Source organism: Brevundimonas sp. (assembly GCF_046295595.1).
Taxonomy (GTDB): domain Bacteria; phylum Pseudomonadota; class Alphaproteobacteria; order Caulobacterales; family Caulobacteraceae; genus Brevundimonas.
Map to the genome: position 1 here is coordinate 129775 of NZ_JBKBMX010000005.1, position 12419 is coordinate 142193.

At 68.7% G+C, this 12419-nt stretch carries 12 protein-coding genes; 5 read left to right on the forward strand and 7 right to left on the reverse strand.

From position 1 onward, the window contains the following. Positions 1-76 precede the first annotated feature (76 nt). The 4 genes from ACK4JY_RS05350 to ACK4JY_RS05365 all read left to right on the forward strand — a co-directional run bounded on the left by ACK4JY_RS05350 (position 77) and on the right by ACK4JY_RS05365 (position 4415). A complete protein-coding gene (locus ACK4JY_RS05350) occupies positions 77-997 on the forward strand; it encodes a DnaJ C-terminal domain-containing protein (protein WP_409603544.1) in 921 nt (306 codons plus the stop codon). Further along, on the forward strand, positions 997-2148 hold the full coding sequence (locus tag ACK4JY_RS05355; protein WP_409603546.1) for a phosphoserine transaminase: 1152 nt from the start codon (positions 997-999) through the stop codon (positions 2146-2148). The genes ACK4JY_RS05350 and ACK4JY_RS05355 overlap by 1 nt, the downstream gene beginning before the upstream one ends. Positions 2149-2231: 83 nt before the next feature. Further along, entirely contained in the window at positions 2232-3527 is a 1296-nt protein-coding gene (locus tag ACK4JY_RS05360; protein WP_409603548.1) for an adenylosuccinate synthase, read from the forward strand. Positions 3528-3608: 81 nt separating this feature from the next. Further along, entirely contained in the window at positions 3609-4415 is an 807-nt protein-coding gene (locus ACK4JY_RS05365; RefSeq protein ID WP_409603550.1) for a two-component system response regulator, read from the forward strand. Between the two features lie 36 nt (positions 4416-4451). On the opposite strand, the gene rpoH is transcribed toward ACK4JY_RS05365, so the two are convergent. The 4 genes from rpoH to ACK4JY_RS05385 all read right to left on the reverse strand — a co-directional run bounded on the left by rpoH (position 4452) and on the right by ACK4JY_RS05385 (position 7881). Next, positions 4452-5339 carry an RNA polymerase sigma factor RpoH gene (rpoH, locus tag ACK4JY_RS05370; RefSeq protein ID WP_409603552.1) on the reverse strand — a complete coding sequence of 296 codons (888 nt, stop codon included), beginning with the start codon at positions 5337-5339 and terminating at the stop codon, positions 4452-4454. 207 nt (positions 5340-5546) lie between these two features. Next, positions 5547-6536, reverse strand: coding sequence for a ThuA domain-containing protein (locus ACK4JY_RS05375; protein ID WP_409603554.1), 990 nt, complete (start codon positions 6534-6536; stop codon positions 5547-5549). A gap of 9 nt (positions 6537-6545) precedes the next feature. Then, positions 6546-6851 (reverse strand): GNAT family N-acetyltransferase, encoded by a 306-nt coding sequence (locus ACK4JY_RS05380; protein WP_409603556.1) that lies wholly within the window; start codon positions 6849-6851, stop codon positions 6546-6548. Between the two features lie 28 nt (positions 6852-6879). Then, positions 6880-7881: an RluA family pseudouridine synthase gene (locus ACK4JY_RS05385; RefSeq protein WP_409603558.1), complete on the reverse strand. Its 1002-nt coding sequence runs from the start codon at positions 7879-7881 to the stop codon at positions 6880-6882. 125 nt (positions 7882-8006) lie between these two features. Here ACK4JY_RS05385 and ACK4JY_RS05390 point away from each other — a divergent pair, with 125 nt between their 5' ends. After that, positions 8007-8645 (forward strand): DUF2799 domain-containing protein, encoded by a 639-nt coding sequence (locus ACK4JY_RS05390; protein WP_409603560.1) that lies wholly within the window; start codon positions 8007-8009, stop codon positions 8643-8645. Between the two features lie 36 nt (positions 8646-8681). Here ACK4JY_RS05390 and ACK4JY_RS05395 read toward each other — a convergent pair whose 3' ends face one another. The 3 genes from ACK4JY_RS05395 to gap form a co-directional block, all read right to left on the reverse strand. Next, on the reverse strand, positions 8682-9707 hold the full coding sequence (locus tag ACK4JY_RS05395; RefSeq protein WP_409603562.1) for a class I fructose-bisphosphate aldolase: 1026 nt from the start codon (positions 9705-9707) through the stop codon (positions 8682-8684). A gap of 79 nt (positions 9708-9786) precedes the next feature. Next, a complete protein-coding gene (locus tag ACK4JY_RS05400) occupies positions 9787-10986 on the reverse strand; it encodes a phosphoglycerate kinase (RefSeq protein WP_409603564.1) in 1200 nt (399 codons plus the stop codon). A 335-nt stretch (positions 10987-11321) separates the two neighbouring features. Further along, complete coding sequence (gap, locus tag ACK4JY_RS05405) at positions 11322-12329, reverse strand: type I glyceraldehyde-3-phosphate dehydrogenase (protein WP_409603566.1); 1008 nt, start codon at positions 12327-12329, stop codon at positions 11322-11324. Between the last annotated feature and the right edge of the window lie 90 nt (positions 12330-12419).

Genomic DNA, 12419 nt, shown 5'->3' on the forward strand with positions numbered 1-12419 from the left:
CGCCGTGCCTTTGCGCTGTGGTGCGAATGCCCTAACTGACGGATCGGACTTTTGATGCGCAGGAGCGAACTCGAACGTGGCGGGCGATCCCTACAAGGAACTGGGCGTTTCGAGGGGCGCGAGCGCGGACGAGATCAAGAAGGCGTTCCGCAAGCTCGCCAAGGAACTGCATCCGGACAAGAACCTCGGAAACCGTGACGCCGACGAGCGCTTCAAGCGGGTGACGGCGGCGTTCGACCTGCTGGGCGATGCCGAAAAGCGCACCAAATTTGATCGCGGCGAGATCGACGCCGATGGACGCGAACAGTTCCGGGGCTTCGGCGGCGGAGGGCCGCACCCGGGCGCGGGCGGCAATCCCTTCGGCCAGGCGGGGGCCCAGCGCGGCGGCTTCGAGAATGTCGACCTCGACGATCTGTTCGGCGGCATGTTCGGGGGCGGCGCGCGCTCGGGGGCCCGCGGCGGCTTTTCGTCGCGCGGTCAGGACGTCAAGGCGACGCTGGAAATCAGCCTTGAGGACTCGATCTCCGGTGCGACGCGGCGAATTCAGTTTTCGGACGGGCGCACGCTCGATGTGACGATCCCGAAAGGCGCCGCGGACGGGCAGGTGATCCGGCTGCGCGGCCAGGGCGCGCCGGGCGTGTCCGGCCGAAGCGAGGCGGGCGACGCCCTGATCACGATGAAGCTCGCCTCTCACCCCATCTTCCAGCGGGAAGGCGCGGACCTGACCATGGATCTGCCGGTGTCGCTGCCCGACGCCGTCCTGGGCGGCAAGATTCCGGTGCGGACGCCGGAGGGCACCGTCAATATGACCATTCCTTCGGGATCGAGCTCGGGCAAGGTGCTGCGCCTGAAGGGGCGGGGCGCTTTCGTTGGCGGCAAGCGCGGCGATCTGCTGGCCCGGCTGATGATACAGTTGCCGGAGGCTGCCGACGACGGGCTGACGAAGCTGGCCCAGGCCATGCGTGACAAGGGCGGCTACCGGCCATGGCGGGACTGATGGCAGGGAAACCGAACACAAAACCGGACCGGCCATGGTTCTCGTCCGGCCCGACCGCCAAGCGGCCGGGCTGGTCCAGCGGAGCGCTGCCTCACGAACTGCTGGGGCGCGGCATCCGCGCGCCGGAGGTGGTCGATCGCTTTTCGCAGGGGCTGCGGCTGACCCGCGAACTGCTGCAGGTCCCGGACGACTGGCGGCTGGTCTATGTGCCCGGGTCGGACACCGGCGCCGTCGAGGCGGCGATGTGGTCCATGCTCGGTGAACGGCCGGTCCAGGTGCTGGCGTTCGAGAATTTCGGTCAGGTCTGGGCCACGGACCTACGCGATCACCTGAAACTCGACCCCGAGATCCTGAGCGCCCCGTGGGGCCAGTTCCCGGACGTATCCAGGGTCGATCCCGCCAAGGATCTGGTGTTTCCCTGGAACGGCACCACCGCCGGGGTCAGGGTGCCGGGCGCCGACTGGATCGCCCTGGATCGGGAGGGGATCGTCATCTGCGACGCTACTTCGGCGGCCTTCGCCATGCCGCTGCCGTGGGACCGTCTGGATGTCGTGACCTTCAGCTTCCAGAAGGCGCTGGGCGGGGAGGCGGGCCTCGGCGTCGCCGCCCTGTCGCCGAAGGCGATCCAGCGTCTGGACAGCTATACGCCGCCCCGACCCATCCCCAAGGTGCTGCGTCTGAGGAATGGCGAGGGCTTCGACCCGGCGCTCGCGACCGGCTCGATGATCAACACCTTCTCGGTCTGGACGCTGGAGGACTGGATCGACGGCGTTGAATGGGGCCTGTCGATCGGCGGACTGCCAGAGTTGATCGCCCGCACCGACCGGAATGCGGCCGCGCTGAACGCCTGGGTCCAGCGGTCCAACTGGGTCGCCTACCTTGCCGAAGACCCGGCGATCCGCTCGACGACCTCGGTCTGCCTGAAGATCGTGGACCCGCGCGTGACGGGCATGGACGAGCCGTCGCGGCAGGCGTTCGTGGCCCGCATCAAGGCGCTGGTCGAGGGCGAAGGCGCGGCCTTCGACGTCGAGAGCCATCGCAACGCCCCGGCCGGTCTGCGCATCTGGTGCGGTTGCACCGTCGAGACGGCGGACGTCGAGGCGCTGACGCCGTGGCTTGACTGGGCCTTCGAAACCGCGCTGGGGGAATAATCCGCGCCTCGGGACGACACCGCCCGATTCCCCCGCTATAGGCTGCGCCCGCATCCCGGATAGTCCGGTAGCGGAGAAACGTCTTGGCGAACGTCGCGGTAGTCGGCGCCCAGTGGGGCGACGAGGGCAAGGGCAAGATCGTCGACTGGTTGTCGAACCGGGCCGACATGGTGGTCCGCTTCCAGGGCGGCCATAACGCCGGCCACACCCTGGTCGTCGATGGCAAGGTCTACAAGCTGGCCCTGCTACCCAGCGGCGTGGTGCAGGGCAAGCCCTCGATCATTGGGAATGGCGTGGTCGTCGATCCCTGGCATCTGGTCGGGGAGATCGAGAAGATCGAGGCCCAGGGCATCGCCATCAGCCCCGAGGTGCTGATCGTCGCCGACAACGCCTGCCTGATCCTTCCCATCCATCCGGCCCTCGACGTGGCGCGCGAAGCGGCGGCCAGCGCGCCGGGCGCGCGCATCGGCACCACGGGTCGGGGCATCGGCCCCGCCTATGAGGACAAGGTCGGGCGGCGGGCCATCCGGGTCTGCGACCTGGCCAGCGCCGAGGATCTCAAGATCAAGATCGAGCGGCTGCGGGCGCACCACGATCCGCTCCGGGCCGGGCTCGGGCTCGAGCCCATCGATCCGGCCGCGCTGCTGCGGCAGCTTCTGGAGATCGCGCCGAAGATCCTGCCCTATGTCCAGCCGGCTTGGCGGGTGCTGGACGAGGCCCGGCGCGCCGGCAAACGGGTCCTGTTCGAGGGCGCTCAAGGCGCCTTTCTCGACGTGGACCACGGCACCTACCCCTATGTGACCAGCTCCAACACCGTGGCCGGTCAGGCCGCCGCCGGGGCCGGCATCGGTCCGCGCGGCGTCGGCTATGTGCTCGGCATCGTGAAGGCCTACACCACCCGGGTGGGCGAGGGGCCGTTCGCCTGCGAACTAGACGACGAGGTCGGCCGTCATCTGGCGACCGTGGGCCGCGAGGTCGGGGTCAATACCGGCCGGGCGCGACGCTGCGGCTGGTTCGACGCGGTGCTGGTCCGGCAATCGGTGGCGATCAACGGCATCGACGGCATCGCCCTGACCAAGCTGGACGTCCTGGACGGCCTCAAGACCTTGAAGATCTGTACCGGCTACCGCATCGGCGGCGAGGTGCTGGACTATTTGCCGTCCAGCCTGAAGGCGCAGGCGGCGGCCGAGCCGGTCTTCGAGGAGCTGGAGGGCTGGACCGAGAGCACGGCTTCGGCGCGCAGCTTCCGCGATCTGAACGCCAACGCCGTCAAATATGTCCGCCGTATCGAGGAACTGATCGGCGCGCCGGTGGCCCTGCTGTCGACCAGCCCGGAGCGCGACGACACCATCCTGATGCACGACCCCTTCCAGGGATGATGTCCGGCTCCCGGAAGCGCCGCGCTTAAAGGGTTCTCAACGGAGCTGGCCTAAGTGTGTTCGCCTAACTGGAGGCGCGCCTTGTTTGTTGCCGATCGTCGTGTGCTGGCGAAGCTGGTTCCGGTCCTGCGGCGGGTTCTGATCGTCGATCCGAACCCCCATGCCGCCCGTCTGCTGACTGACATCATCAAGGGCATGGGCGCGGGCGAGATCGTGGTCGAACCTGGCGAATCCCGGGCGATGCAGACCGCGGAGGCGCTGGAGCCCGGCCTCATCTTCACCGAGCGGGGCGGCGATGGTCTCGATGGCGAGTCGCTGGCGCGCGCCGTGCGGCGGTCCAGCCTTAGCTGCCGGCGCGCGCCGATCATCATGGTCACCGCCGACGCCACCGCCAGCACGATCCTCGGCGCCCGCGACAGCGGGGTGCACGAATTCCTGCGCAAGCCCTTTACCAGCGCCGACCTGTTCAAGCGGATCGAGAACGTGGCGCTGAAGCCCCGGGACTGGGTCGAAGCCGTCGGATACGTCGGACCGGACCGGCGGCGCTTCAACTCCGGCGAGTTCAGCGGCGATCGCAAGCGCCGGGCGGACCGTCCGGCCGGCGGCGCGGCCGCGATGGCGGCGGCGAAGGATCAGGCCATGCGGATTTTGGCCGCTGCTCTGGATCAGTTCGACAAGGATCCCATGCAGGCGGTACGCGCCATTCGCGAACAGGCGGCGACCCTGAAGTCGCTGGCCATGAAGGCGGCGGATTCCCGGCTGGCGGTCGCCGTAGGCGCGCTGGAAGTCACCCTCGCCTCCGGGCCCGCCTGCAAGGCGACGCTCGCCGCACCGATTGGATCGCTGCTGGCCATGGCCGCGCCGGAGCCGATGAAGCAGGCGGGATGAAAGCGACGGCGCCGGGTCTGGCACCGCCGCTGTCGGTCAGGCGTCGACCAGATTGCGCTCTTCAGCCGCCGCCCGCATCGCCTTCTGCAGCTTCTCGAAGGCGCGGACCTCGATCTGCCGGACCCGCTCGCGGGACACGCCATACTGGCCGGCCAGCTCTTCGAGGGTGACCGGATCGTCCTTGAGGCGACGCTCGGTCAGGATGTGCTTCTCGCGGTCGGTCAGCTCCTGCATGGCCTCCTCGAGCAAGCTCCGACGGATCGACTTCTCCTCGTCCTCGGCCAGCTGGGTCTCCTGCGAGACCGCCGTATCATCGGCCAGCCAGTCCTGCCATTCGCTCTCGCCATCGGCGCGCAGCGGCGCGTTCAGCGAGGCGTCGCCGCCGAGGCGGCGGTTCATATTGGTGACCTCCTCCTCCGACACGCCCAGCTTGGTGGCGATGGCGGCGAGGTGTTCCGGGCGCAGGTCGCCTTCCTCGAAGGCCGAGATCTGGCTCTTGGCCTTGCGCAGGTTGAAGAACAGCTTCTTCTGCGCCGCCGTGGTGCCCATCTTCACGAGCGACCAGCTGCGCAGGATGTATTCCTGGATCGAGGCGCGAATCCACCACATGGCGTAGGTCGCGAGGCGGAAGCCCTTGTCCGGATCGAACTTCTTGACCGCCTGCATCAGGCCGACGTTGCCCTCGGAGATCACCTCGCCAATCGGCAGGCCGTAGCCGCGATAGCCCATGGCGATCTTGGCCACGAGGCGCAGGTGCGACGTCACCAGACGGTGTGCGGCCTCCGGGTCCTGGTGTTCGGTCCAGCGCTTGGCGAGCATGAACTCCTCGTCCTTCGCCAGCATCGGAAATTTGCGGATTTCCGTCAGGTAACGCGACAGCCCCTGTTCAGGCGACATCACCGCGAGTGATCTAGCTACAGCCATACTGGTCCCTCCGACCGTAAGAAACGAGCGGGCTCTGCGGAGACGGCCACCCGATGTGCGCCGTCGCCTCGCCCCTCAACCGGTGAAGTAGGTTCGGGTTTCCGCTTTTGTCAGAGGCGGATCGTCACACGAAAGCGTGACCGTTGCCCCGGCGCCACTGCACCGACTGAGCGACTGTATAACGAAGGGTCAGTCCTTAATCAAGACTTACCTGTCTATCCCGGCCCGGATGCGTCCGTGGGCGGCGTCCCAAGCCGATGCATCGCCCTGATGTTTTTCAGGATGCAGGGCCTGCAGCCCCCGGATGTCGTTCCCAAGGCTGCGCAGACCGCCATCGTCCGACGAGGGGGTCACGCCTTCGGCGAGCATAAAGGCGGAGAGCGCCGCGACGTCTTGACGGGCGGGATTGGGGGCGACGGGCGCGTGCAGACGTCGCCCGGCCCAGCGGATCGCATCGACGATCTGGTGGCGGAAGCGGGGATCGTCCCAGGTCGAGGGCGTGTGTCCGAGGTTGGTATAGAACAGCCGGCCTTCGCCGATCTGACGGACCCAGGTCACGGGCACGGGATAGGGACGGCGCAGGGGGCCGGCGGCCATGTCGAGGGTCTGGAGGACGCGAACCCGGGCCGGGGCGAAGCCCGCGTACTGGTAAATCTCCTCCGCATAGGCCGTCCCGTCGGGCCACATCGCGGCCAGCGGGTGTGAAGGCTCAAGGTTAGACAGTCCGATCGGCGTGCCTTGCGTCCACGGATGTCCATCGAACCGACCGCCGAGGAAGGCCGTCCACGCCGCTTCTCCGCCTTCGAAATCCAGGGCGGTGTCCGCGGCGCTGTGAATGCCGACGAACCCACCGCGCCCGCTGTCGATCCAGGCGACGAGAGCGGCCCAGGTCTCGCGGTCGATGGGCAGGGCGCCAGTGGTGCTGAACACCAGCACGTCGAGGTCGGCCAAACGGTCGGGGGTCAGGTCACGGGCGTCCTGGCTCAGTTCCACCGTGAAGGCGCCGCTGGCCCGCGCCATTTCCTGAAGCGCGAGCTCGGACGGCGCCAGTCCATCCGCCGGGCGGCGGACGGTCTCGTGCACGAACCCGACCGACTGGGACAGATAGAAGACCCGCAATGGTGGCGTCTGAGGCGGCGCGCCAGCGCAGGCGGCCAGACACATCATCACCAGAAGGCCCGTCAGGAACCGGCCCATCACAGGGCCCTACAGGCCAAGGATGCCGCGGTAGGTCGGATGGACCACGTCCGCATGTTCCGGGTGCTTCTGCAGATAAGCCGAGAAGAAGGGGCAGACCGGCAGGATCAGCAGATCCCGGGCCCGGGCGTCGGCGATGACGTGCTTGGCCAGCCGGCTGGCGATGCCCTGACCCTCCAGCGCCTCGGGCACGAGGGTCTCGGTGATCATCAGGTTCTGACCGGAGAGATTGTAGACGACCACCGCGACCTTGCCGTCGACGGGCAGCTCGTAGCGATGGGCTTCGGCGTTGTCGCGGATGTCGGCGTCGGCCATTTCGTCTCTCCTGAACGTTAAGTGAGCGTCACAGCTCCACCAGCAGGCGCTCCAGATTCGTCATATCATCCGGCGGCGCGGTTTCGAAGCGCAGCGCCTCGCCGGTCACCGGGTGGACGAAGCCGAGGACCGCGGCGTGCAACGCCTGCCGCTTCAGGCCGGCCTCGGCGATGGAGGCGCGCACGGGCGCGGCGGGGCTGCCCGAGCCATAGACCGGATCGCCGAGGATGGGCGCGCCCTTCGACGCCAGATGCACCCGGATCTGGTGGGTGCGCCCGGTCTGCAAGGTGCAGGCGACCCGGCCGGCCATCGGCGCCGCGCCGGCCTTGGCCGGGCGGCCGAAGACCGCCTGCACGACATAGTCGGTGATGGCGTTGCGGCCGCCGCTCTTCAGCACCGCCATCTTCTTCCGGTCGGAGGACGAGCGACCGATCAGCGTCTCGATCCGACCCTTCGCGGGATCCGGCGCGCCCCGGGTCAGGGCGATGTAGGTGCGTTCGATGTCGTGGGCCGCGAACAGGGCCGAGAGGCCGGCGTGGGCCCGGTCCGACTTGGCGGCGACCATCACCCCGGACGTGTCCTTGTCCAGCCGGTGCACGATCCCCGGCCGGGCGACGCCGCCGATGCCTGACAGCGAGGCGCCGCAATGGGCCAGCAGGGCGTTGACCAGCGTGCCGGTCTCGCAGCCCGGGGCCGGATGCGCGGCCATCCCGGGCGCCTTGTCGATGACGATCAGGTCCGCGTCCTCGAACAGCACGGTCAGGCGAATGGCTTCCGGCAGCGGCGTGGCCGACACCACCGGCGGCATGGCGATGGCGTACAGCCCGGGCAGGGCCTTGGCCGAGCCACCGGAAACCGGCGCCCCGTCCCGGCTGACGACCCCTTCCGCCAGCAGGGCCTGCAGCCGCGCCCGGGACAGGGTCGGGAAGATGTCCGCCAGCGCCTTGTCCAGCCGTCCGCCGCCGGTCTCAAGCCGGGCCTCCAGCACGGTCGCGTCGTCGTCTTCGATCAAGGGCTCGTCGGACACCATGCGCTCCGCCGCCGGCAGCGGCGGGAGGTTGATCTAGCACGCGGCGCGCCGGACGCGACACGTCTCAAGCTTGGCTGTGGACCGGATTTGAGTCATGGTGAACGCAGGGGTGGGGAGACGAAACCATGAGACGTCTGATAATTGCGGCGGCGGCCGGCGGGGCCGCGCTGGCGCTCGGCAGCTGCGCGACCATGAGCGCCGAACAGTGCATGGCCGGGGACTGGTCCGGCCAGGGCTATGCCGACGGCCAGCAGGGCCTGACCCTGAGCCGGCTGGACGACTACGCCAAGGCCTGCGCCGAGCATGGCGTCGCGCCGGATCCCGCCGCCTATGCGGCCGGACGCCGTCAGGGTCTGGTGCACTACTGCACGCCCGCGAGGGGGTTCGAGGCCGGGCGTTCGGGCTCGGCCTATGCGGGCGTGTGCCCGTCCGACCTGGAGGCGGACTTCCTGCCGGCCTACCGTGACGGTCAGATCGTGCACGAGGTCGAGGCGGCCCTGGCCAGCGCCCGCGGACGGGTCGACAGCCTCGGTGACCGGCTTGAAGAGCTGGACGAGAAGATCGTCGCCAAACAGGCCGAGGCCCGCGACGAAGACCTGACCGACGAACAACGCGAACGGGCCCGCAACCGCGTTCAGGAGCTCCGCCGCGAGCGCGCCGACACCGAGCGCGACTGGCGTCGGGCGCAGGACGAGGTCGACGACGCCGAGCGCGATGTCCGCGACGTCCGCTGGCGCTTCCGCAGCGAATACGGCGGCTGGTGAGGGAACGGCCGGCGCCCTGTGCGCCGGCCCGCGCCGTCAGGCGGCCTTCTTCTCGAGCGTCTTCTCCCACTGGCCCAACGAGGCCAGACCGTTCATGCGGGCGCGGTGGTGGAAGGCGGACTGGCAGGCGACGGCGTTCTCGGCCTTGCCCGACCACGCCCGCTGAGGCTCGGCCTGAAGCGCGCGACCGTAGGAGAAGGTCATCTTCCACGGGAAGCCGCCGATGCGGTTCATGGCGTCGAGGTGGGCCGTGGCCTGTTCGTCGGTCTGGCCGCCCGACAGATAGGCGATGCCCGGCACGGCCGAGGGCACGGTGGCCTTCAACGCGGCGATCGTCCTTTCGGCGACCTCATCGACCGTCGCCTGACGGACGCTACCCTTGCCGGAAATGACCATGTTCGGCTTCAGAATGATGCCCTCCAGCGCCACGCGCTGTTCGTACAGTTCCTGGAACACGGTCTGCAGCACCCAGCGGGTGACCTCGTCGCAGCGGGCGATGTCGTGCGAGCCGTCCATCAGCACTTCCGGCTCGACGATCGGCACGATCTGCTCCTGCTGGCAGATGCGGGCGTAGCGGGCCAGGGCGTGGGCGTTGGACTTGACCGCGCCCCAGGTCGGGACGCCGTCGGCGATGTCGATGACGCCGCGCCATTTGGCGAAGCGGGCGCCGCGCTCGTAGTGGGCCCGCAGCCGCTTGGACAGGCCGTCCAGCCCCTTGGTCACCGTCTCGCCGGGGAAGCCGGCCATCTTGGTCGCACCCTTGTCGACCTTGATGCCGGGGATGGTGCCGGCGGCCTTGATGATCTCGACCAGCGGCGTGCCGTCTTTCGCGTCCTGGTACAGTGTCTCCTCGAACAGGATCACGCCCGAGATGTGCTCACGCATGGTCTGCTCCGAGCGGAACAGGCATTCGCGATAGTCGCGGCGGTTGTCCTCGGTGTTCTCGACCCCGATGGCGTCGAAGCGCTTCTTGATGGTCCCGGTGGACTCGTCGGCCGCCAGAATGCCCTTGCCGGGCGCGACCATCGCCTGGGCCACCGCGTTGAGCGCCGCCAAATCCATCCGTGCCTCCTGAGCGTTTCCGTTTGCGCGTGATCTAACGCCGCCGGCGCCGGAAGTCACGCAGTGTTACAGTCTCCCGTCAGCCCGCGCGCAGGGCCTCCACGCCCGGCAGGGGCTTGCCTTCCATCCATTCAAGGAAGGCCCCGCCGGCGGTCGAGACGAAGGTCATGTCGTCGGCCGCGCCGGCGTGATGCAGGGCCGCGACGGTGTCGCCGCCGCCGCCGACCGCCGTCAGGACCCCGGCCTTGGCCAGGGCCGCCGCATGGTGGGCCACCGCGACCGTGGCGGTGTCGAACGGCGGCACCTCGAACACGCCCAGCGGCCCGTTCCAGATCAGCGTCTTCGAGGCGGTCAGGCCCTCGACCAGCCGGGCGACGCTGGCCGGGCCGGCGTCGAGGATCTTGTCGTCGGCCGACAGCGGCTGACCCGCGACCACGGGGCGGGCGGCGGCGCCGGGCTTGACCTCGGTCGCCACGACGAAGTCGACGGGCAGCAGGATCTCGCAGCCCCGGGCCTCGGCCTCGGCGAGTATCTCGCGGGCGGTGTCGGCCATGTCGCGCTCGGCCAGCGAGCCGCCGATGTCGATCCCCTGGGCGAACAGGAAGGTGTTGGCCATGCCGCCGCCGATGGCCAGCCGGTCCAGCTTGCCGACGAGGTTCTTCAGCAGGTCCAGCTTGGTCGAGACCTTGGCTCCGCCAACGATGCCCAGCACCGGCTTCCTCGGATGGCCCAGCGCCGCGTCCAGCGCGTCGAGTTCGCGCCGCATCGACTCCCCGGCATAGGCCGGCAACAGCCGCGCCAGCCCCTCGGTCGAGGCGTGCGCCCGGTGCGCCGCCGAGAAGGCGTCATTGACATAGACGTCGCCCAGCGCCGCCAGCTGCGCCGCGAACGCCGGGTCGTTGGTCTCCTCGCAGGCGTGGAAGCGGACGTTCTCCAGCAGCGCCACCCCGCCGGCGTCGAGGTCGGCGATCACCGCTCTGGCCTCTTCGCCGACGCAGTCCTCCGCGAACCGCACCGGCGCGCCCAGCAGCCGCTCAAGATCGTCGACCACCGGCCGCAGGCTCATCGCCGGCACCCGCTGCCCCTTCGGCCGGTCGAAATGCGCCAGCAGGACCACCTTCGCCCCGGCGTCGCGCAGTTTTTCGATGGTCGGGATCGCCACCCGCAGCCGGGTGTCCTCCGTCACCTTCCCGCCCTCCATCGGCACATTGAAGTCCACGCGAACCAGCGCGGTCTTGCCGGCGAGGGAGGGGGCGTCGTCGAGGGTTCGGAAGGTCATGTTGGAGGCCTGACTAGAAAACTGACCATGCAGTGAAGGCGGTAACGCCCAGCAGAAAGAAGGTGGCTGGAATCGAGGACCTGAAAAGACCGGTGGCGGCGCGCGTGCGTGGCAGACGCAGAACCATGACACAGCCCCACATCCAAATTCCGGCGCACAACAGGGCGGCAAGAGGGACGGGCGCGAAGGCCCACGAATAGGCCAACTCGACGTCCTTCAGTTCTCCCTGAGCAAGCAGTGTGGCTGCCTGCCATACGAACTGACCTCCGAATGCCGTCGCCATTCCGGCCAAAGGAGCCAGGATCGCGAGCGCAGCCCACCTCCAGTTCAACGGATCAGATGAACTTCGCCATCACCAGCGCGGTATCCGCCATCCGCGTCGCGAAGCCCCATTCGTTGTCGTACCAGCTCAGCACCCGGGCCAGTTTGCCGTCGACCACCTGCGTCTGCGGCAGGGCGGCGGTCGAGGACGCGGCGACGTGGTTCATGTCGCTCGACACCAGAGCTTCGTCGGTGGTGAACAGCACCCCCTTCATCGGTCCGTCGGCGGCGGCCTGCAGCGCGGCGTTGATCTCGTCGACCGTGACCTCGCGTCCGGCCACGACCTTCAGGTCGACGACCGAGACGTTCGGCGTCGGCACCCGGATCGACGAGCCGTCCAGCTTGCCCTTGAGCGCCGGCAGCACCAGGCCCAGCGCCTTGGCGGCGCCGGTCGAGGTCGGGATCATGCTCAGGGCGGCGGCGCGGCCGCGGTACAGATCCTTGTGCATCGTATCCAGCGTGGGCTGGTCGCCGGTGTAGCTGTGGATCGTCGTCATATAGCCGCGCTCGATGCCGAACAGGTCGTTCAGCACCTTGGCCACCGGAGCCAGGGCGTTGGTGGTGCAGGACCCGTTCGAGACGATGATGTCGTCGGCGGTCAGGACGTCGTGGTTGACCTTGTAGACGATGGTCTTGTCGGCGCCCTCGGCCGGGGCCGAGACCAGCACCCGCTTGGCGCCGGCCTTCAGGTGGGCGCTGGCCTTGTCCTTCGAGGTGAAGATGCCGGTGCATTCGAAGGCGATGTCGACGTTCAACTCCTTGTGCGGAAGGTTGGCCGGATCGCGCTCGGCCGTGACCCTGATCTTGCCCAGACCGACGTCGATCCAGTCGTCGCCATGCTCGACCGTGCCGGGGAAGCGGCCGTGCACCGAGTCATACTTCAGCAGGTGGGCGTTGGTCGCCACCGGCCCGAGGTCGTTGATCGCCACCACCTCGATATCGCGACGGCCATGCTCGACGATCGAGCGCAGGACGAGACGGCCGATGCGGCCGAAACCATTGATGGCGACGCGGACGGTCATGAGGCGGCTCCTGAAGAGGATGTACGGTTGGCGCTTCAATGGAACCGGCGGCCCGGGGTTTCAACCCCGCGGCCGTAACAAGCCGTGATC

What these genes read in the sequence shown, in the direction of transcription:
- rpoH (WP_409603552.1), bottom strand. Translation starts at nt 5,339, where the DNA reads ATGGCTGTAGCTAGATCACTCGCGGTGATGTCGCCTGAACAGGGGCTG.
- ACK4JY_RS05395 (WP_409603562.1), bottom strand. Translation starts at nt 9,707, where the DNA reads ATGGATTTGGCGGCGCTCAACGCGGTGGCCCAGGCGATGGTCGCGCCC.
- ACK4JY_RS05355 (WP_409603546.1), top strand. Translation starts at nt 997, where the DNA reads ATGGCAGGGAAACCGAACACAAAACCGGACCGGCCATGGTTCTCGTCC.
- ACK4JY_RS05375 (WP_409603554.1), bottom strand. Translation starts at nt 6,536, where the DNA reads ATGGGCCGGTTCCTGACGGGCCTTCTGGTGATGATGTGTCTGGCCGCC.
- ACK4JY_RS05400 (WP_409603564.1), bottom strand. Translation starts at nt 10,986, where the DNA reads ATGACCTTCCGAACCCTCGACGACGCCCCCTCCCTCGCCGGCAAGACC.
- ACK4JY_RS05385 (WP_409603558.1), bottom strand. Translation starts at nt 7,881, where the DNA reads ATGGTGTCCGACGAGCCCTTGATCGAAGACGACGACGCGACCGTGCTG.
- ACK4JY_RS05390 (WP_409603560.1), top strand. Translation starts at nt 8,007, where the DNA reads ATGAGACGTCTGATAATTGCGGCGGCGGCCGGCGGGGCCGCGCTGGCG.
- gap (WP_409603566.1), bottom strand. Translation starts at nt 12,329, where the DNA reads ATGACCGTCCGCGTCGCCATCAATGGTTTCGGCCGCATCGGCCGTCTC.
- ACK4JY_RS05380 (WP_409603556.1), bottom strand. Translation starts at nt 6,851, where the DNA reads ATGGCCGACGCCGACATCCGCGACAACGCCGAAGCCCATCGCTACGAG.